The 19749-nt window shown below is 62.9% G+C and carries 22 protein-coding genes and 1 tRNA gene; 7 read left to right on the forward strand and 16 right to left on the reverse strand.

Translation table 11 applies throughout. From position 1 onward, the window contains the following. Positions 1–24 precede the first annotated feature (24 nt). The 5 genes from ACZLZY_RS11925 to ACZLZY_RS11945 all read right to left on the reverse strand — a co-directional run bounded on the left by ACZLZY_RS11925 (position 25) and on the right by ACZLZY_RS11945 (position 5918). Positions 25–1032, reverse strand: coding sequence for an NAD-dependent epimerase/dehydratase family protein (locus ACZLZY_RS11925; protein ID WP_472934121.1), 1008 nt, complete (start codon positions 1030–1032; stop codon positions 25–27). Next, positions 1029–1457, reverse strand: coding sequence for a DMT family transporter (locus ACZLZY_RS11930; RefSeq protein ID WP_472934122.1), 429 nt, complete (start codon positions 1455–1457; stop codon positions 1029–1031). The genes ACZLZY_RS11925 and ACZLZY_RS11930 overlap by 4 nt, the downstream gene beginning before the upstream one ends. Positions 1458–1695: 238 nt before the next feature. Beyond that, a complete protein-coding gene (locus ACZLZY_RS11935) occupies positions 1696–3012 on the reverse strand; it encodes an FAD-binding oxidoreductase (RefSeq protein ID WP_472934124.1) in 1317 nt (438 codons plus the stop codon). Then, a complete protein-coding gene (locus ACZLZY_RS11940) occupies positions 3005–4441 on the reverse strand; it encodes a UbiA family prenyltransferase (protein WP_472934125.1) in 1437 nt (478 codons plus the stop codon). The genes ACZLZY_RS11935 and ACZLZY_RS11940 overlap by 8 nt, the downstream gene beginning before the upstream one ends. A gap of 232 nt (positions 4442–4673) precedes the next feature. Next, entirely contained in the window at positions 4674–5918 is a 1245-nt protein-coding gene (locus tag ACZLZY_RS11945; protein ID WP_472934127.1) for a CaiB/BaiF CoA transferase family protein, read from the reverse strand. 228 nt (positions 5919–6146) lie between these two features. Between ACZLZY_RS11945 and ACZLZY_RS11950 the strand changes: the two genes are divergently transcribed. The 3 genes from ACZLZY_RS11950 (at position 6147) to ACZLZY_RS11960 (ending at position 7927) form a co-directional block, all read left to right on the forward strand. Continuing rightward, a tRNA-Lys gene (locus ACZLZY_RS11950) sits at positions 6147–6222 on the forward strand. Between the two features lie 86 nt (positions 6223–6308). Continuing rightward, positions 6309–7568: a tyrosine-type recombinase/integrase gene (locus tag ACZLZY_RS11955; protein ID WP_472934128.1), complete on the forward strand. Its 1260-nt coding sequence runs from the start codon at positions 6309–6311 to the stop codon at positions 7566–7568. A 65-nt stretch (positions 7569–7633) separates the two neighbouring features. After that, on the forward strand, positions 7634–7927 hold the full coding sequence (locus tag ACZLZY_RS11960) for a hypothetical protein (RefSeq protein WP_472934129.1): 294 nt from the start codon (positions 7634–7636) through the stop codon (positions 7925–7927). A 707-nt stretch (positions 7928–8634) separates the two neighbouring features. Here ACZLZY_RS11960 and ACZLZY_RS11965 read toward each other — a convergent pair. Continuing rightward, positions 8635–8826 (reverse strand): hypothetical protein, encoded by a 192-nt coding sequence (locus ACZLZY_RS11965; protein ID WP_472934130.1) that lies wholly within the window; start codon positions 8824–8826, stop codon positions 8635–8637. A 288-nt stretch (positions 8827–9114) separates the two neighbouring features. Between ACZLZY_RS11965 and ACZLZY_RS11970 the strand changes: the two genes are divergently transcribed. From ACZLZY_RS11970 to ACZLZY_RS11985, 4 genes are all read left to right on the forward strand, one after another. Continuing rightward, the gene (locus ACZLZY_RS11970) at positions 9115–11301 is read left to right on the forward strand and encodes a beta strand repeat-containing protein (protein WP_472934131.1); all 2187 of its coding nucleotides are present in this window, start codon (positions 9115–9117) and stop codon (positions 11299–11301) included. Positions 11302–11418: 117 nt separating this feature from the next. Continuing rightward, positions 11419–11979, forward strand: a complete 561-nt coding sequence (locus ACZLZY_RS11975; protein ID WP_472934132.1) for a class I SAM-dependent methyltransferase — start codon at positions 11419–11421, stop codon at positions 11977–11979. Positions 11980–12048: 69 nt separating this feature from the next. Then, on the forward strand, positions 12049–12447 hold the full coding sequence (locus ACZLZY_RS11980; RefSeq protein WP_472934133.1) for an LbetaH domain-containing protein: 399 nt from the start codon (positions 12049–12051) through the stop codon (positions 12445–12447). A 98-nt stretch (positions 12448–12545) separates the two neighbouring features. Next, positions 12546–13115, forward strand: a complete 570-nt coding sequence (locus ACZLZY_RS11985; RefSeq protein WP_472934134.1) for a hypothetical protein — start codon at positions 12546–12548, stop codon at positions 13113–13115. A 5-nt stretch (positions 13116–13120) separates the two neighbouring features. On the opposite strand, the gene ACZLZY_RS11990 is transcribed toward ACZLZY_RS11985, so the two are convergent. The 10 genes from ACZLZY_RS11990 to ACZLZY_RS12035 form a co-directional block, all read right to left on the reverse strand. Continuing rightward, positions 13121–13558 carry a hypothetical protein gene (locus ACZLZY_RS11990; protein WP_472934136.1) on the reverse strand — a complete coding sequence of 146 codons (438 nt, stop codon included), beginning with the start codon at positions 13556–13558 and terminating at the stop codon, positions 13121–13123. Next, positions 13555–13872, reverse strand: coding sequence for a hypothetical protein (locus ACZLZY_RS11995; protein ID WP_472934137.1), 318 nt, complete (start codon positions 13870–13872; stop codon positions 13555–13557). Before ACZLZY_RS11995 ends, ACZLZY_RS11990 begins: the two co-directional genes overlap by 4 nt. 172 nt (positions 13873–14044) lie before the next feature. Beyond that, positions 14045–14323, reverse strand: a complete 279-nt coding sequence (locus ACZLZY_RS12000; RefSeq protein ID WP_472934138.1) for a hypothetical protein — start codon at positions 14321–14323, stop codon at positions 14045–14047. Next, positions 14323–15399 (reverse strand): N-acetylmuramidase domain-containing protein, encoded by a 1077-nt coding sequence (locus tag ACZLZY_RS12005; protein ID WP_472934139.1) that lies wholly within the window; start codon positions 15397–15399, stop codon positions 14323–14325. Before ACZLZY_RS12005 ends, ACZLZY_RS12000 begins: the two co-directional genes overlap by 1 nt. Positions 15400–15493: 94 nt before the next feature. Then, the gene (locus ACZLZY_RS12010; protein WP_472934140.1) at positions 15494–16771 is read right to left on the reverse strand and encodes a contractile injection system protein, VgrG/Pvc8 family; all 1278 of its coding nucleotides are present in this window, start codon (positions 16769–16771) and stop codon (positions 15494–15496) included. Further along, positions 16768–16983: a tail protein X gene (locus tag ACZLZY_RS12015; RefSeq protein WP_472934141.1), complete on the reverse strand. Its 216-nt coding sequence runs from the start codon at positions 16981–16983 to the stop codon at positions 16768–16770. Before ACZLZY_RS12015 ends, ACZLZY_RS12010 begins: the two co-directional genes overlap by 4 nt. Then, complete coding sequence (locus ACZLZY_RS12020; RefSeq protein WP_472934142.1) at positions 16983–17378, reverse strand: phage tail protein; 396 nt, start codon at positions 17376–17378, stop codon at positions 16983–16985. The genes ACZLZY_RS12015 and ACZLZY_RS12020 overlap by 1 nt, the downstream gene beginning before the upstream one ends. A gap of 9 nt (positions 17379–17387) precedes the next feature. Further along, complete coding sequence (locus tag ACZLZY_RS12025; RefSeq protein WP_472934143.1) at positions 17388–17807, reverse strand: hypothetical protein; 420 nt, start codon at positions 17805–17807, stop codon at positions 17388–17390. Further along, positions 17708–19618 (reverse strand): tape measure protein, encoded by a 1911-nt coding sequence (locus ACZLZY_RS12030; protein ID WP_472934144.1) that lies wholly within the window; start codon positions 19616–19618, stop codon positions 17708–17710. Before ACZLZY_RS12030 ends, ACZLZY_RS12025 begins: the two co-directional genes overlap by 100 nt. Continuing rightward, a complete protein-coding gene (locus ACZLZY_RS12035) occupies positions 19619–19747 on the reverse strand; it encodes a GpE family phage tail protein (RefSeq protein ID WP_472934145.1) in 129 nt (42 codons plus the stop codon). Between the last annotated feature and the right edge of the window lie 2 nt (positions 19748–19749).

Below are 19749 nucleotides of genomic sequence, written 5' to 3' on the forward strand. Positions count from 1 at the left end.
GACGATCGAGCATGGTCACTCTCCTTATTCGGCGGCTTCGGCGAAGGCAGGGGCGGATCTGCCCTCCTTCTTCGCCCGGTATTCGCTGTAGGCGGCGATCAGCATGTCCTCGTCGCGGTACTGTGGAACCCAGCCGAGCTGCCGGGCCCCCTTGCCGACGTCGAGCACGCAGTTCTCGTCGGCGATCAGGTACTGCTCGGGGTCCATCAGCGGCATGTTCAGAAGGTCGAGGAAGTCGAGCGTCTTCTTCACCGCCCAGGCCGGCGTCGGCAGGAGGATCGACTTCGAACCGGCATGCCGCACGAGGTCGCCGAGCAGCTTCCTGACCGGTGGCGGGTTGAGCGAGCCGAGGTTGTACGCCTCGTTCGGCGTCCCCGCCTTCCAAGCGAGCCGGGCGGCCTCCGCGCAGTCGAACACCGAGATGAACTGATAGGGGTTCTTGCCCGAGCCAATCATCGGCACCGGCAGGTTGGCGTCAATCAGCTTGAACAGTTTTTCGAGAATGCCGAGGCGGCCGGGGCCGATGATCAGCCGCGGCCGGAACAGCGCGATGTCGAGGCCGCGCTGGCGCCATTCGACCGCGAGTTCCTCGGTCCGCCACTTCGACAGTCCGTATTCGCCGAGCGGCTCGACCGGATGATCCTCGGTCATCGGGAAGACCTTGGTGTGGCCGTAGATCATGTCGGTGGTGAAGTGGACGAGCTTGGTCGCCCCCACCGCCGCCATCGCCTCCATGATGTGCTGCGTGCCGGTGTAGTTCACCGGAAAGAAGAAATCGTGGCGTTTTGCCCGCACCTGGATCGGCGACAGCATCTTGGCCGACAGGTTGTAGACCTGGTCGCCGGGCTGCATCGGCACGCCTCGCACTGCGGCGGGATCGGTCACATCCGCCTGGATGTAGCGCACCTTGGCGTAATGCGGCAGGTCGCTGCGCACGATGTCGGCGACCACGACCTCCTCGCCGTCGGCGACCAGCTTCTCCGCTAGATGGCGACCGACGAAGCCGTCGCCGCCGAAGATCACATGCTTCATGGTTTCAGCTCCGGGTTCGACACGGTGGCAGCGTCGGTCTCGCCATGCACCGTGCTGCCGCCTTGCGCGATCAGCACGGTGCCAACGCAGATCAGCGCGATCCCGCCAATGCGCAGGGCGTTGAGATCCTCATGGAAGAGGAAATAGGCGATGACGGCAACAACGACATAGGCCAGCGACAGGAAGGGATAGGCAAAGGAGAGCTCGACCTTCGACAGGACGAAGAGGTGCGAGGCCATCGAGATGACGAAGATGCAGAGGCCGATGAAGACGAACGGGCTGAACACGATCTGCAGGAGCTTCAGCACCGGGTTCGTGCCGGCAAAGCTCAGCGTGCCCAGTTGCATCATGCCGTATTTCAGCGAGACCTGCGCCGCGGCATTGGTCAGCACCGTGAAGAGGATGAAGGGGATGTACTTCGTCATTCGGCCCTCGTCTTGGCGGTCGCATCCTGGCGGTCGCGCCGGCGGTGTCGGCCCCTTCCGGGAGGACCGGTGACGTCCCATCGGAATATCAATGCCTCCGTCGGGACTATTTGCTCCCTTCGGCTTAGCAGGCCCGGGAGTCCGGGAGGTTAAACCCGCTGCCTCCCCTGCCCGCGGAAGAACGGCAATCCCTCGGCACGGTGAAGAAACTCCTACCGACGCCAGCATGTCGTACCGACTACCCCGAGGCGCCGAGACGTCCCGCCGTCCGCCGCCAGAAGTCCGACATGATCGCCGGATCGCGCTGCGCTTCGAGGGCGCGCCAGTCCGGAAAGGAGGCGGCGAAGGTTTCCGCCGACATGCGGGCATCCTTGTAGGGATTGACGCGCCCGCCGGCCGCGATGGTCAGCCGGTCGAGGTCGGCCATCAGTCTCAGCGTCCTGTCGCCGAGGTGGGGGAAATCGAGCGTCAGCGTGTAGCCGGGCATCGGGAAAGACAGGAGACCCGGACTCGGCAGATCCCCGAAACGCTTCAGCACCGTCAGAAACGAGCCCTGGCCGTGCGCACGGGCGCAGGAGAGCAAGGAGCGGACTATCGCCTCGGCATCGCCATAGGGGACGACGCTCTGGTGCTGGAAGAGCCCTTTCGGACCGTAGAGCCGGTTCCAGCGGCCGACCCGGTCGAGCGGGTAGAAGAAGCTGTCGAACCGGACTTCGCTTCGGCTCGTCCCGGCCGGCGCCTTGCGATAGACGAGTTCGTTAAAAGCCTTCAGCGCCAGACCGCGCAAGGGACTGACCGGCGGCGTCAGCGGCACAGTGGCAACCGGCGGGCGCGCAACGCCCTCCCGGTCGCCCGTCGCCGCATGGTCGCCGGCGAGAAGATGGCCGCGGCCGAAATCTGCGCCGCGGCTCATCGTGTCGATCCAGGCGACGGCATATTCGTGCCGCTCGTCCGCGGCCTCGGCGATTTCGAAATAATCGCTGAGGCCGCCGAACCGCGTGGTCGTCTGCGCGATGGTCAGCGACGGCACCCGCATCAACTGGATCGTCGCGGTGCTGATCAGCCCGGTCAGCCCCATGCCGCCGATCGTCGCAGCGAACAGAGCGGGCTCGTTCTCTGCGCTACAGCCGAGCCGTCCGCGGTCCGAGCGCTGCAACTCCAGCCGCCGCACCCAGCGCCCGAAAGCGCCGCGGCGATGGTGGTTCTTGCCGTGCACGTCGTTGGCGATGGCGCCGCCGAGGGTCACGAACTGGGTGCCGGGCGTTACCGGCAGGAACCAGCCGTGCGGCGCGGCATGACGCGTGATCTCCGCCAGGAGAATGCCGGCCTCGGCCTCGATCAGCCCGCTCTCTGGATCGAAGGCCAGCACCGCGTGGCGCCGGCGGCTGTCGATCAGCGTGCCGGCATCGTTGAAGCAGCTGTCGCCATAGGACCGGCCATTGCCGTAGGGCAGAAGGCTGCCGGCCCCGCCGCGCAGCACGGCGCCCTCCTCCGCCGAGACGGCGGCGCGGCCACGATCGGCGAAGACTCTGCCCCAGCTCGCGTAGTCAGACATAGGCGGCGACGACGAACATCACTGCACCTGCGGCAATCATGATCTGGCTGCGCCAGTCGCGCAGGATAAAGACGACGGGATCCTCGTGCATCTCGTTGCGCCGCGCCAGAATCCAGATCCGGACGATGATGTAGAGCACCAGCGGGCAGAGCGGCCAGAGCATCCAGGGCAGCGCGTAGAGCTCGCGGATCTCGACCGAGTCGATGTAGAGCGCGAGCACCATGACCGAGGCGAAGCCCGAGGCCATGCCGGCCTGCGCCAGCGTGTCGAGATCGACGTCGCGATAGCCGCGGCCGGTGGTGGCCCGGTCGGCGCCCGCCCCGAAAGCCAGCAATTCCGTAAACCTCTTCACCAGGGCCAGCGACAGGAAGAAGAACACCGAGAACGCCATCAGCCAGAACGAGCCGTCGACATTGGCCGCCGTCGAGCCAGCGACGATCCGCACGGTATAGAGCGAGGCGAGCGTGATCACGTCGATCAGGAGCATGCGCTTCAGGGCGAAAGAGTAGAGCGTGGTGAGGACGACGTAGGCGAACAGCACCAGCTGGAACAGGGGATTGAGCGTCAGGGCAAGCAGCACCGACGCCGCCATCAGGCCGAGCCCCAGCAGCAGTCCGGCCGGAATCGGCACCACGCCGGCAGCGAAGGGCCGGTTCCGCTTGGTCTTGTGCCGCCGGTCTGAGGCGAGATCGAGAAGGTCGTTGAGGATGTAGACGGCGGACGCGGCAAACGAGAAGCTGAAGAAGGCGGTGATGCCCTCGATCATCATCGTGAGGTCGAAGTATTCGTGCGTCAGCACCAGCGGCACGAAGACGAGGAGGTTCTTGGTCCACTGGTGCGGGCGCATCGCCTTCAGGCAGTGGCCGGCAAGGCTTGCTCCGTCGCCGGCGATGAGCCTTGCGCCGGTGTTCTTCTGCCAGGCCGCCGCCGCCCGGTCGGGCGCCACCACCACCGGCTCGTCGGCGGCTTCGAGCAGGCAGATGTCGTCGCGCGAATTGCCGATATAGCCGAAACCGTCGGTGTCATTCTCGGCGCGGATGCGCGCGAGCTTGCGCTCGGCGGACAGGTTGACCGTCGCGTCGCTCGACAGCACCGCGTCGAAGATCCCGAGGTGCGCCGCCACCGCCTCGGCCAGCCGCTCATTGGCGGCGGTCGCCAGCACCACCCGGTGGCCGGCATCCCGGGCCTCCGTGATCGCGGCGAGAACTTCGGGACGATAGGGCAGCTGGCTGGCGTCGAAGTCGATGCGCCGGGCGATCTCGGCTTTCAGGAAGGCCTTGCCCTTCAGGAGCCAGAACGGCAGCTGCAGCAGCGCTGCCGGCTGCTGGCGCGCCAGCGTGAAGAGGGTCTCCCACAACAGGTCGCTTTTGATCAGCGTGCCATCGAGATCGACGTAGATCGACCGACGTGTCATCAGGCGCGCGTCCATCCCAGTGCTTCCCCCAACAGGCCGGCGGGCGAACCCGGATCGACGCCGCGCAGCCTGCACCCGCACCGGTTGAACCGAGATGAAGGCCGGCCGAAAGCCTCGTTAATACAGAGGGATGGTGAAGGAAGTCATAAGTCCCTCGGACGAACGGCGGACTGCACGCTGAGGGCACGGCGCCCCGCCGCCCGAGGTATTGCCGGCCAGAAGCAGCAGCAAAGCGCCGCCGCTTGGCTCAAATCACGCCGCGGGCGGCTAGATCGGCCAGCTCTCCGGCGTCGAGCCCCAGCCAGTCCGATAGGACGGCTTGCGTATCGGCGCCCAGCGCCGGCGGCGCCGTGTCGTAGCGCACCGGCGTTTTTGACAGGCGCAGCGGGCTCGCGACCAGCGACACGCTGCCGGCCTCGGCGTGCGGCATGTCCACCCGCAATCCCCGCTCGACGACGTGCGGGTCGGCGAAGACGTCGCCGATCGCGTTGACCGGGCCGCAAGGCACGCCGACCGCTTCGCAGGCGGCGACCCAGCGGCGGGTCGGGCCGGTCGCCGTCACCGCGGCGATCATCGGCACCAGCACGGCGCGGTGCCCCACCCGCTCGCGGTTGCTGACAAAACGCGAGTCGCTCGCCCACTCGGGATGGCCGAGGACAGCGGCAAGCCTTGCGAACTGGCCGTCATTGCCGACAGCGACGATCATCGCCCCGTCCTCGGTCGGAAAGCTCTGATAGGGCACAATGTTGGGATGGGCATTGCCGAGCCGGACCGGCGAGACGCCGGTGGCGAGATAGTTCATCGTCTGGTTGGCAAGGCTCGCGACCTGCGCGTCGAGCAGCGAGATGTCGAGGTGCTGGCCCTCGCCCGTCCGGTGCCGGGCGTTGACGGCGGCCAGAATCCCGATCGAAGCGTAGAGGCCGGTGACGATGTCGGTGATGGCGACGCCGACCTTCTGCGGCTCGCCGCCGGGGCTGCCGTCCGGCGCGCCGGTAATGCTCATCAGCCCGCCCATCGCCTGGATCAGGAAATCGTAGCCCGCACGCTCGGCATAGGGGCCGGTCTGGCCGAAACCGGTGATCGAACAGTAGATCAGCCGTGGATTGAGGGCGCGCAGAGCCGCATAGTCGAGCCCGTACTGCCGGAGGCCGCCGACCTTGAAGTTCTCGATCAGGATGTCCGCCTCGGCCGCGAGCCGTCGAATCAGCGCCTGGCCCTCGGGGGCGGCGATGTCGACGGTGACGGATTTCTTGTTGCGGTTGGCGCAGAGATAATAGGCGGCGACCCCGGTCTCCTCGCCCGCGGCGTTGCGAACATAAGGCGGGCCCCAGCTGCGGGTATCGTCGCCGACGCCCGGCCGCTCGATCTTGATCACCTCGGCGCCGAGATCGCCGAGCGTCTGGCCGACCCAAGGGCCGGCGAGAATCCGCGACATGTCGAGGACCCGCAAGCCCGCCAACGCCCCGACGGGCCCCGTCTCGCTGGTCGCCATGCCCCGTCTCCCCTGCTGCCTTGCCGGATGCCACCCGTCCGTCGACGGCTATCTGCCGTCACCGCCAGCGTCAACGCCAGGACGGCCACGCAGAGCATCCGCCGGCAAAAACCGACGCCAGGCGAAAAACATCCGCTTATCTCTGCCATGCGGGTGGACAGAGGCAAACAGCTTGGCTATAGAGCCCCTCGTCGGCATCGAGATGCCGGCAGCGCCTCGCGCGTTGATGGGTGTGTAGCTCAGTTGGTAGAGCAGCTGACTCTTAATCAGCGGGTCCACAGTTCGAACCTGTGCACACCCACCATCAAAATCAAAGGCTTACGGGCCGAACGATTTCCCTACCGCTGATCCCTGGTAGCACACTGGTAGCACTGCAAAGCAGGCCTGGTAGTGGATCTGTCCCGCATTCTGTTCGATATTAGATGCCAGGCGCTGGCTAAGGCTGGCAACGAACAGCGAGACAAAATGGCCGCAGCAGCAAAAGAACGCCCGACAACGCGCGGCGAGCCGGGCACCGTCTGGAACGACCCGAAGACGCCCGGCCTTCGACTGCGCCGCCTGGCGACAAAGTCCGTCTGGTATCTGTTCTACCGCACCAAGGCTGGCGTTCAGCGCAACATGAAGCTGGCCGACGAGCGCTTCCTCGCGCTCACTGCCGCACGCGATCGCGCCCGGTCCATCCTAGAGCGCGTGAACCGTGGCGAAGATCCCGCCAATGACCGAGCCGAACTGGCCGCCCGCGCCAATCTGCAAATGCTGCGCGACCGCCACCTCGACGAGCACGCCAACGAAAAGAACAAGGCCAAGTGGCGAAAGGATCAAGAGGCGATGTGGGACAAGGTCGTCCTGCCCTTCCTCAAGGCCGAGACAGCCGTCGCCGATATTACCGACGCCGACATTGCCCGCCTTCATCACTCCCGGCGGTCGACGCCGTATGCAGCCAACCGAACTTTGGCGATGCTTCATAAGGCGTTCGCGCTCGCCGAGATGTGGGCGATGCGGCCGAAGAACAGCAACCCCGTCACGGTTCAGCGTTTCACTGAGAAAAAGAGGAAGCGGAAGCCGCATGCCGACGAGGCCGTCCGGCTGCTGGTCGCTTTGAACAAAATGCGTCCCGAGCAACCGTTCTTTGTCGGGTTGGTCGAGCTGCTGTGCTTCACCGGCGCTCGCCTGGACGAAATCGCATCTGCCAAATGGGAATGGGTCCGCGACGACGGACTGCACCTGCCTGACTCAAAGACCGGCGAAAAGATCATAGCTCTGTCGTCTCTGGCGCGCGAGGTTCTTGCCGGCATCCCGAGGCTCGAAAACAACCCGTACATCATCGCCGGCCGCCGCATTGGCCGGCCGCTTGTCAACGTGTCGAAGCCTTGGGCCCGGCTGATGGAGTCGGCCAGCATCACAGAAAACCTGCGCCGCCATGATCTCCGGCGGTTCTTCGCAAGCGCGGGCCTGTCCAGCGGCATCAGTCTGTCGCAGGTCGGTGAGTTGCTCGGCCATATGGAGGCGTCAACGACGAAGCGGTACGCGTTCCTCCTGACCGGCGCGGCGCAGCTCGCCGCCGAAACAGCGTCCGCCAGCGTGCGAAACATCATGACCGGCGGCGGCAAGGTCGCGCATCTTGATCCGGTGAGTAAGGCCGCGCATTAGTCGTTACGGTTGCAGGTGCCCGCATGTGGAAGATCATAACTGCCGCTGCCGTTCTTGGCGCCTCAATGCCCGCGCATGCGGAGACGGCGGCCGAGTTCATAAAGGCGGATAGCCCGAAGACCGTTAAAAACGTCGGTGGGAACACCGGTCCCTCGGACGCGATGCTGGTCGGCATCATCGATGATGGGAGTCGCCGTGACGGTTTCGCCGAGTACGTCTGCCTGGCCACCATCGACTTCCCCGACCGCCCTCGCGTTGTCAGGGTAATGGACGTTGCCGCCAGCGCCCGTGGCGACTGGAAAGTCCTCGGCCAGGCGATCTGCCCCAAGCCTGCAGGTAAGCCCGTCGAGTTCAACTGAAGGCGGGATGTTGCATTGCCGCTCCTACGCGTCGCGCATACAATGACATCGAGAGGGAGCACGATGTCGGAAGCGCGCCGCGAACTGATCCTATTGATGGAGGCTACCAGAACTTCGCAGAGGCGGCTCGCCGATCTCTTGGGTACAGCGCCGACGACGGTAAATCGCTGGGTCCGCGACGAGCGGAAAGATGCAATTGTGCCGCCATTCTATGCCGTAAATTTCATGCGTGCCTATATCCAGCTGCCAGAGGGCGCGCGGATTCGGCTAACTAGATAGCCAACGACTTCCTGACACGACGACCTCCAACTGGACGTCAACCTGTCTTAAGGCATCTTGCAACAGATCCAGTTGAGAGTTGCGTTCTACGGCCAAAAGTCTGTCGACCCGATCCGCAGGGGACTGCAGCTTTGCTGCCAAATCAAGCCGAGAAATACCCTTCTCTCTCATACCCATATAAAGAGCACCTTTGAGGTAGAGCAGGGGCGGAACCTCGACAAAGTTGTCCGTAGGACTACCGTCGATCGGCTCAGGTAGGGTCTCGTTATCCTGTATCCGCGCTGCAAACGTGGTCAGGAGCGCTCTCTCCAAATGCTTAAATGCGCGTTTCCGAAAACCGCCGAACGAGGCGGCCTCTGGGAATGCCGGCAGGGTGAGCAGCCAAGTCCCGTTGGAGTCGCGACGGCCAACTACATCGTAATATCGCATCATAATGTAAGTGCGAGGTCCGCCCGCACCTTCTCAGCGAAGAGCTTACCCACTTCCACGTTTTGGTCATGCCCTGGCCAGACGGTTTTCCGACCGCCACGCCGAATTACGATGTGATCGTTCTGCGGCAACTTGGGGTCGAAGGTGCAGCCTTCGTTTTGCAGCACGGCATATAACTCGCCCATCGTCATAGCGACCTCCTCAGGCAGCTTCGGCTATTTTGCAGCGCAATAAATGCATTAATCTTCGGTTACGTTGAGTTAGGTATCGGCTCACAAACTTAAGCCGTGTGATCTAATAGCATCATCCTAACCTAGTGGAATAAAATGGCTTATGGACTGCTTGATTAGAAGCCGGCTCACGTGCATACCTGCCCTTGCGTAACCACTGGATGCCAGTGGTTAGCAGAGATCTGAGAGGGGCGGTGCGCGGCGTGCACACCGGCACCAGTCCAAAAACGACTGCAGGAGAGACGACACATGGCTAGCACCACCTATTCCGGCGCTGAGAGCGTAACGACGGCCTATGCCGCCGATGACGTTTACACGCTGAACATCGCGCCTTCCTCGATCACGAACATCACCCAGCAGGGCGCCGACGTCGTCATTGCGACCGGTTCGACTTTCTTCACGATCACGGGCGTCACTCTTGCCGCCCTGGCGACCGAGAACTTCGTCCTCCAGGGCGGCGGTTCGGTCACCTTCGGTGACGGCGATACCGCTGCCACTGCCGATGCTAACACCAACACCGTTACCGGCAGCGCATTCGGCGACGTATTGATGGGCCTTGGCGGCGCTGACACGATCGTTGGCAACGGCGGCGACAACCTCGTCTTCGGCGGTAGCGGTCTGACCGACACGGCTGACGGCGGCGACTCGATCACGACCGCCAACGGCAACGACACCATCTACGGCAATGCCGGCGACGACACGATCACCTCGGGCGTTGGTGCTGACCTGGTCTATGGTGGCCTTGGCGAAGACGAAATCACGGTTGCCCCGACCGCTGGCCAGGTTGCCACCGTGTATGGCGGCGGCTCGCTGAACGACACGGTCGACGGTGCGGACACCATCACCGCTGGTCTCTCGACTGCAGCTGTGGCTGGCGGCGTGCTCGCTTACGGCAATGCCGGTGGCGACACCATCAACATCTATGCCAATGCTTCGAGCACCGTTTACGGTGGCCTCGGCGACGACCAGATCACCCTCGGCGCTACCGGTGCTCCTGCAAACGGCGACAACCTGGTCGTCGGCGGTTCTGACGATGACGATACGATCGTAATCATTGGCAACGGCAACAATACCGTTTACGGCGGAACCGGCGTCACCTCGACTGTCGACGGCGACGACGGGATCACCATCACGGGCGACGGCGCCAACGCTGTCTACGGCAATGCTGGCGACGACACCATCACCATCACCGGCACGGGGGCCAACAGCGTCTACGGCGGTCTCGGCAACGATAACATCCTGCTGGACACCGGCTCAGACGGTAACAATCTGATTGTTGGCGGCGTCGACGATACCGACACCATCGAGATCAACGGCAACGGCAACAACACCATCTACGGTGGTTCGGCCTTCGCTGCGACAAACGATCTGGCTGACACCATCACCATCAACGGTGATGGCAACAACCTGATTTTCGGCAACGGCGGTGACGACACGATCTCCGTCATCGGCTCAGGCGACAACAGCGTCTACGGCGGCGTCGGCGACGACTCGATCACGGTCAACGCCGCGGTTGGCGATGCGCTCGGTGACAACCTGATCCAGGGCGGCTCCGGCAACAACGACATCACCGTATCGGGAACGGGTGGCAACACCACGATCTACGGCGGCAATGGCGAGACGGACACCACGGACCTCGTGACCAACGTCACCCTCGACGTCTCCGGCGGCGTGCACTCGATCTACTCGAACGCCGGCAACGACGTCGTCAATGCTTCGATCGATGGCGGCGCTTCGCTGACCGTCTTCGGTGGCGAGGACAATGACACCATCAACCTGTCAGGTGCTGATAGCGTTTCCACCGCCGTCCTCTACGGCAACTCGGGCAACGACATCATCGACGCCACAGGCACCGTTGGAAACACGACGATCTACGGCGGAAACGGAGCGACCGACGCTCTTGACGGCGCTGATCAGATCACCGGCGGTAACGGTGCTGATGTTATTTACGGCAACGGCGGCAATGACACGATCGGTGGCGGCGCTGGCGCGGACACCATCTACGGTGGTATCGGCAACGACGTCATTACTGGTGGTGCTGGTCAGGACGTTCTCTCTGGCGGCGATGGCAACGACAGCTTCGTCTACAGCACGGTCAATGACTCTTCCGGTCTTGTAACTACCGCCGATGTCATTACCGATCTGAACTTCGGAACATCGGTTGTTGGCGGACAAGCAGATACAATCGCACTGACGTCCGTTACGGGTATCAGCGTCGCAAACGCAGGTGCTGCTGTAGCAGCGGCGTCACTCGATGCAGCCTTCGTAGCCCTCACGGCAAACCAGGCTGGCCTGTTTACGATCGGCACCGATACTTTCTTGGTGTTTGATGGCAACGGCGCAAACAGCACCACCTATACCGCTGGTGATGATTTGGTTCTGAAGGTGACGGGCGTCACCGGTACGCTCGACGCAAGCGACTTCGTCGTAGCCTAATAAACTACAAGATCTCTGAGAGGGGCGGCTGATGCCGCCCCTTTTTTTTGAGCTCAGGTTAGGAGATGCAACCGGAGCTCATATCTTTAATTCCAACACGGCGTGAGGAAAGTAAGCATGACAACCTCTCTCAAAGTCCTCCACGTCGGCTGCGGTCCCGCCAACCCGGAAAAGCTCCCGCAACACTTCCGCTCCGCCGACTGGCAGGAGATCCGGCTGGACATTGATCCTGCCGTTGCACCCGACATTCTCGGCACGATGACGGACATGACCGACGTCGCCACGGCGTCGATGGACGCCCTCTATTCCTCGCACAATGTCGAGCATCTCTACGCCCACGAGGTGCCGCTCGCCTTCGCCGAATTCTTCCGCGTGCTGAAGCCCGGCGGTTTTGCCGTGGTCACCTGCCCCGACCTGCAATCGCTCGGGCAACTGCTCGCCGACGGCAAGCTCGAGGACGAAGCCTATGTCTCGCCGGCCGGCCCGATCACTCCGCTCGACATCCTCTACGGCTTCCGTCCGTCGATCGCCCGCGGCAATCATTTCATGGCGCACAAGACCGGCTACACCAACCAGACGCTCGGCCAAAAACTGGTCCAGGCCGGCTTCGGCCCGGTGCGTGTCTCGAAGGGCCAGTGCTTCGACCTCTGGGCTCGTGCCGACAAGCCGGCCGCCTAAGCGGCACGGCTGGGCGCAGGCGCTACGGGTTCACCATCGGCAACGACGTCAGGCTCGCGGGTGGCGGTGATGGGCGGCGTGACCATCGGCGACGGGGCGATCGTCGGCTATGGCAGCGTCGTGACGAAGGACGTCGCGCCCTACAGCATCGTCGGCGGGGTTCCGGCCAAGCTGATCCGCGGGCGGTTCGACGCATCGACCATCGCCGCCCTGCAGCGCGCGCCCTGGTGGCGCTACGACCTCGCGCGGACGCGGGGAGCGCCGATCGACTGGCGACGGCCCGCCATCGCCCTCCGCCAAATCGCGGAAAAGGCCGCGGCCGGCGAGGCCAACCTCCTCCCTGACACTCTTCACCGCATCACCCGCCAAAACGGTCAACAGTTCATTTTCGATCGAACAGCACCGCGGCAGCGAACGCCTAACCTAATAGTAAAGATGCCGGTCCGCTTCGACAGGCTTCTATTTTAGTTTTAAATGCTCCCCGAGAGCGGTCGAAGCGCGCGAGTCGTCGTGAAATCTAGGTTCAATAAATGCGGATAAATGCCGGTGACTTGCGATATGAGACAATGTCGGACAATCGTCGCGAGCTGATCGCAATAATGTCCGGCCTTCAAATCTCGCAGATAAAGCTATCGATGTTGCTCGGAATGACGCCGGACAGCGTTAATAATTGGGTAAGGCCAGAACGAAAAACCGCTGTCGAGCCTCCATTTTACGCCATCAATTTTATTCGATCGCTCGCCCTCCTCTCTGCTGCCGCGTACACTAGCCTCGAAACAATGTCTCCATTGATCGACGTAAACTCTATACTTTTTAACTTGTCAGAGGACCCGAATTTCTCGAAAGAAGGTATTGCGCTTCTTTCGGCAGAAAGTCGCGAAATGGTTGCAATGATGGCAGTATGCCGGGTCAACCAAAGCCATCTATCCCGCCTACTTGGAATACACAGTGTGACCATCAATCGTTGGGTCCGGTCAGGGCGAGAAGACACAAAGGTTGCACCTTTTCACGCTATAAACTTCATGCGGGCTTTCTATTTGCTCCCTGAGGACAGGCGGTTCAAGCTGAATTCAAAGGCACCTTTGATCGATATAGCTGCGGCCCTTAAGGGTGAGAGCATCACCTTCGTCAGATGAGCCGCTTAGTGACCCGGTTGCGGCCCGATGTCGAAAGGCACATTGATCTCTTTTGAAATCGGCCAGACGTAGTGCAGCGGGTTGCAAAAATCCCTGATCATGACGTGGTAGAGTGCTGGTCCCGGCCGGGCGGTCAACGGTATCTTGATCGGCTGCGCGAAAGTGTCCGGCCGCTCCTTCAGTCGGTTCGCAAATGGCGGACTCTCTTGAATGCCTACCGGATAGACTCGACCCGTCGCGTCAATGATCTCCTGAATTGACCGCCGAGGGCACTGTCGGAAACGCTGGTAGGTGTAGACGACCTCGCCCTCCCCGCCTGCGGCGATGATGGCCGGCATGACCTCAACCCGGATCGTGTCGGTGGTCGGCGCCCGGTCCGAGGCCCAAATGCCGAGCATGGCGCCAGGCACCGCGAATACGACAGCAGCGATAATCTTCATCATTTTCCGCTCGCCTTTCCGATAAAATCGAGAAATTTCACGATCTGGTCCCACAGCAGCATGAAGCCGAAGAACGTGCTGACGAGGGCCAGAATTGCCCACTTCATCACCTTCCCAACGCCGATCGCCGAGGTGATAAACTTTACGCCAGCAAAGAACTTTTCCTGTTCCTCCTTGCTGAGGCGAGAGAAACGCTGAAGCGTCTCAACCTCCTCCTCTCTCAGCTGCCCGAGGAACGCCTTCGTCTTTTCCGGCAACTGAGTCATTGCCTGAGGAGTCGGAAGGCCGGCGTCCTCATGGCGGCGCTGGCTATCCATGGCACCTATCCTGCTGTTCGACATCGTCAGCTCTCGCCGTGGTTTTGCTGCACGTCAGCAAGCTCGCCGGCGATAGTTGGCATCATTGCCAATGACCCGCTCGGCGCCCGGCCGGTCAGCCTGGATGAGCGCGACGGTTCCTGCCGGCGAAAGATCATTGAGCCGGAAGCCACTACATGTCGGCGCAGAGGTCGATTGGCATCCCGCCAGCGCGAAGGCTGCGAACGCAAAGGTCATGGTCAGACAGCTTCGATAGGGCCGCATCGTCGGACACCCTTTCCTTCTCGGCCGCGAGAGCCTTGGACGTGATTTCGGATTGGATGGCTGCGCGACCGGCCGATACGCCGACCCAGTGCCCGGTGCTATAGGCCAGGATTGCCGCGATGCCCGCGGAAACGGCCATGCGAAGGAAGCCTGCAGGGCCGCCAGCAAGTGTCAGCAGCGCGAGCATCAGGCTTCCACCGTCCGCTTGCTCATCAGCCAGCCATAGGCGGCATAGCCAAGGCCCGCGACGGTGCACGCCGTGAGGCCGACTGTCAGCGCCGTCTGCAGGTAATCGACGATGGCGGACTGGATGCCGATGCCGGCAACCTGCAAGGCCGCCTCCTGCAGCGTGGATTTGGCGCCGGCGAGCGTCACTGCAGCGCCGAGCCCCGCGCCGAGGCCCTTCTGAACGTCGAGCACCTTGGCAATCGACTGGTGGCCGGGACTGTCGTCGGCCGCCTGGCGCAGGTCCGCCAGCGCCGTTTCGGTTTGCGGCCCATAGATGCCGTCCGGCGTAAGGCCGCGCACCGTCTGGAATGCCGCCAGCGCCTTCTTCGTCGTCGGGCCGAAGTCGCCGTCCTCCTTGACGGCGTAGCCAGCGCGGATGAGCAACGCCTGCAGCTCGCGGACTCTGCGGCCGGTCGAACCCATGCGAAGCATGCCGGGGCTGTCGGAAATAAGGCCGCCGAACTCGGCCGCAGCAGCTGCCATCTTCATATCGTACTTGTTGGCCCTGTAGCCGTCGCCGTTGTAGCCGCGGGCGAACGGCGCCCATTGGCCTTTCTGCAGCTCATCGGTAAGGCCGTTCTCGCGGATGAAGCGGAGCATCAGCTCGACTCGGCCGCCAAGTCCCTCGCACCCCCGAGCAACGAGCGCCTGCACGCTGGCGTAACCAAGAGCCTTCCAGTGGAAGCCCATCACCTGCCCAACGCCGTAGGAGCAGCTTTCCAGCGCGGCAGCCGGGTTGATGTTCATGGCCTTCGCCAATAGGCGCCAGCGATCGGCTTGCTCGGAGGGGTTCGGAATCCCGCCGACCTTCGGGGAAGCGAGCTTCTTGGCAACGGCGACGTCGCGCTCTTTCCCCGCCAGGCGCCGATAGAAAATGTGCCCTTCGAAACGGATGACCGGTTTCTGTTCGCCGCTCACGGTCGCGAAGATGACGCCGTTGCTTTCGACCTTGGTGATGGCGAGGACGTGAGCCTCGGGAAGACCGAAAGCCCGAGCCGCCTCGCCTACCTCAAACCGCTGCGCGTTTGTGAACATGTACGTCTCCGCAAGAGCCGCAGCCCTTAGAAATCAGCATCATTGTTGACGTTTAGCATACGTCCAGACAAGAGAGATTGCCGTATGTCAACGCCTAGAACTCGACGACGGTCTCGCCTGGCGCCGCCCCGCCGAACGTGCCGCTTGCCTTCGCCTTGCTCTTCTTCGCCGCCTTCGGGGCATCCTTGTCGACGGTGTCGTCTTTGGTCGGCTTCGTCTTGCCGACGCTCGATGACGTGTCGTCCGCGGCATCGTCGAATAGCTCTGCGTCGATTCCTGTGGTGTAGCCGCCGCCGGGTTCGAACCGGTGAGAAACGGACTTGATCCGCCATTTACTCGGCATGTACGCCCGGAACGGCACCATGAGCACGGCCTCGGCCTGCACATCCACCCGTCCGCCGATCGTGCAGGAGAACGACGCTTTGCCCCGCGCTGCTTTGTTCTTGGTCGCGGACGCCGCGGCCTTGGCCTCGGCCTCGTTGTGGTAGGTGTGGCGGAGGTCCTGATACGGCTCGGCGCCGACTGTGACCTCCTTCCGTTCGCCCGTCCGGATATCCGTCCAGTAAGCGCGCACGCCACCCTTCTTACCGCTGGCGCTCTCCGGGCTGGACGGCGGCTTCAATCCTCCGGCATCGAACTGGACGACTTCTGGCAAACGGCTATCGCCGGCCGCCTGCTGCCCGACCGACTCCGACGCGCCCATATCTTTGCCGCTCTCGCCAGCCTCGTCGCGAGCGGAATAGCTGAACTTCCACTGCGAGCAATCTGCCTCAGCCAGGGTGATGACGGGCAGCGAGGCGCCAGTGATAGCTTTGCCTGTGCCGCGCTTGGCGACGACGAGGAGGCCCGCGACGGGCTTCGCGACGGCATCATGGTCGGCTGCAATCCGAGCCGCAAAATTCAAGTCGGACTCGCCGATCTGGTCGACGTGTCGAACAACGATATCTGCGAGATCAGGATCAACCGTCGCAGAAAATCCGTTTCGACCCGCAACCTTGTCGATGATCTCTTTGACCGTCTGCTGATGGTAGGACTCGCTGCGCTGCGTGCGATAGGACGACGGCATGTTCGCAGGCTTGCCCTCAATGGTCAGCGTCCTTGGCGGCGACGCCACGTCGATGCTGTCGATGAGGTATGATCCCATGTCCCTGCTGGCACCCTCGCGGTAGCCCATCACAATGGAGACAGTCAGCCCGAAGGCGGGCATGGCAACGACCGCGTTGTCCGCGAACCGCGGGCGATCGTCGAGGGTAATGGTCACGCGGTCGGATTTGTCCTCTGCCTCGTCGTGAACCTCGATCGCCATTAATCTGTCAGTGAGAGAGCCGGTGATGTCGACGCCGCCGGCCGTGATGCGACAGAATGGCGTCATCCCCAAATCCTCACGATGGGGGTGGTCGCCGGCGCCGGCAGATCCGGAAGGATGATGACGGTGCCCGCCGCTAGGATTGGCCCGAGGTCAGCGAGCCCGCGGTTGGCCTCATAGACGCGCTCGACGGCCAGAGGCTGCTGCCCTTTCGCATAGTGCTTCCAGCAAATGGCGTCGACCATGTCGCCGTCGCTCGCGATGTAAACGTCGGCCATCAGAACCCCCGGTCCGGCCCGTAGGACTTCAGCTGCATTGAAAACTCCAGCTTCCGAGCGTCACCGTTCGGGAGGAAGATCGTTTGCGTCTCGGTGACGCTCATGATGACGAACTGCCCGAAAATCTTCCCGCGCCCGGACGCCAGAAACTGCGGCGTCCCTGTGCCTGCAATCGTTCTCATCCGATCAACCTGCGAGAGCCCGCCACGAAAGAGAGGCAGGATGACACCGTCGAAATCGATCGTCGTATGCCCCTCGCCGATGAACTGCATGGCCGGATGCCGGCCAATGCGCTCCTGGCTTTCCCAGCGATATTCCGTCTGCCGGGTGAGCGTCTGATAGGCCGCGGAGTTGAGGCCAAACCGGAAAGGGCCGAGCCCCATCATCACAAGCATGGATGGCCCCTAGTCATTAAGAGCCGCGCGAACCTCGGCGGCGTGCCGTGCGGACGCACTCGCCATGGCATTGCTGATGGCGGCCTGCACCTCGGGAGCACTGAGGCCGGTGCCGGTGATGCTCACGCCGCCGACATTGAACGGCGCGCTGACATTCTGCGGCTGGTTGGCGATGATCGGCTCGGGGAAGGCCGCAGTGCCAATCGTGACCGTCGAGGCCGCTATCTGGCCTGTCTGCATATCGCCCCCGCCCTGCGCCGGGAGACCGGACATGGGAACGCCCTGGCTGCCGAGCAGGCTGCCGCTGTAGTTGGATGCTGCCGGCTGGACTACCGGCGCCTCGATAGGCGGAATTTTGATCTCGTAGATGACGATTGTCGGCGTGTCGCGCCCCGGTGCCGAAATGCTTGCCGGGTTGACGTCAGGCATCCGCAGATCGAGCGACGGCGCCGGCGGGTATGCCACCTGCGCGCGTCGATGAACATCTGCGTCTGATCGAATGCGGGCATGTCTGGCGTTGCCGGCAGCGAAACGCGCTGCGGTTCGCGCGGCTCGTCCCACGATCCCGATGCGCCATACTGGCTTGGCGCCACGCCTGCGGACCCCAGCAGGCTGTCGCCATAGTTGACGGTCGCCGGCGCCTTGACCTCAATGCCGAGGCTATCCTTCAGCCAGTCGGGCATTGCCGCCGTCAGCTTATCGATCCCATCGGATAGACCCTGCGCCAGGCCGTCGATGAAGCTGCCGATGATCCTGTCACCGGCCGCGAGAAGGTCGATGCCGGTGAAGTACTCGATGAGAGCATTCATGCCGACCATGACATGCTTGAGCGGGTTAAACTCCTGCAGCACTGCCAGAACGCCGCTCGACCACGACTGATTAAACGCGTCGCCGACGCGGCCCCATAGCCCAGTCCAGTAGGCCGAGAACTCGTCCCATTTCTGGTAGAGCGCGTAAACGGCGCCGCCGAGAAGAGCGATGACGCCGAGCACCGCCCATACGGGGACGCTGATGGCCACCAGCAGTCCCGCGAAGGCAATGCCGACAGATGCGAGCGACGCGATGAGAGGGCCGAAGGTGATGGCGCCAAGGGTTAGCAAGGCGGCGTTGCCCGGCCCGCCGACGAAGTCGATGACCGGCTTCATGGCCGTGTAGAAATTCCCGAACCCTGTTGCGACCTCGCCGAGTTTCGTCGTCAGGTCTTTGAGATGGGTCGGGAACTCGTCGAGGAAGCCCGGCACATGGAAGCTGTCCTTCAAGCTGTCGCCAACGACGTCATAGCCGAGCAGGAACTTCCGCAACTCATCCGCCACGCCAGAGATGCTATCGGAGATGCTCTTCGCCCACACGTCGAGGTCGCCGGTTTGCGCCATGCGATCAAACCACTTGAGGACATCCTCGAGGATGCCGGACAGGTTCTCGAAAGCGCCGGCATCGCCGATCTTCAGCATGAACCGCGCCCACTGATCGCCGAGGTTGGACGTCATGCCCTCCCAAGTCCGCGACAGCTTATCCATTGCGCCAGAATACTGACGGTTCCAGATGCCGGTGATGACGGCCTCGATCTGCTTGCGGGAGTTCTTTTCCGCGAAGGCAGTCATCTGCTTGCCGTTCTCGACCCAGTTGTACTTGATCTTTTTGCCGGTCTTTTCGGTCGTGATGCCGAACTCTTTCAGCCGCTCGTTCTCGCCTGTCATGGCATCGGCGAGCGCTTCGACGGCCTGGTTAAGCGGTTTGCCCATGGCCGCCGCGGCGTTACCCGCAGACAACAGAGCACCGTCGATAGGCTTGATCCCGTAGGACGTCAGCTTGACGAAAGAGTCGGTGACGCCCGCCAGGTCATAGGGCGTCTTGGCGGCGAAGTCCGAGATCCATGCGAGGGAGGCCTCTGCCTTCTCCGCGCTGCCGAGCACTGTCTCGAGCACCGTGCCGAACTTCTGAAACTCGGAATTGACGCTGATGAATTGGGACAGCCCTGCCCCCGCACCTAGCGCGAAGAGGCCGCCGAAACCGAGGGCAACCGACGAGACGTGTCGGCCGACACTGGCGACCGATGATCCAAGATTGGAAAGGCGGCTTGCCAGCTTCTCGATGCCGGCGGCGCGGCCGATGTCGCCCATAGCCTTCGACACCCGGCGGAACGGGGCGGTAAGGCGGTCAATGCGACGCTGGATAGCGTTGATAGGCGCCGTGATGCGATCAACAGCGCTGAGGATGACGTCAACGGTCGTGCTCGCCATCTAGGACCTCTTGCGGGCCTGCGGCGCCCTCGCCTTCGCCCGTTCATGCCATCGCTTGAGGTCGGCGATGTCCATTTCGTACATCTCGGAAGGCGGCCAGTGAAAGATGACGGCGATGTTCGCCATCATCT

This window comes from Mesocryomonas lacus (assembly GCF_055730135.2).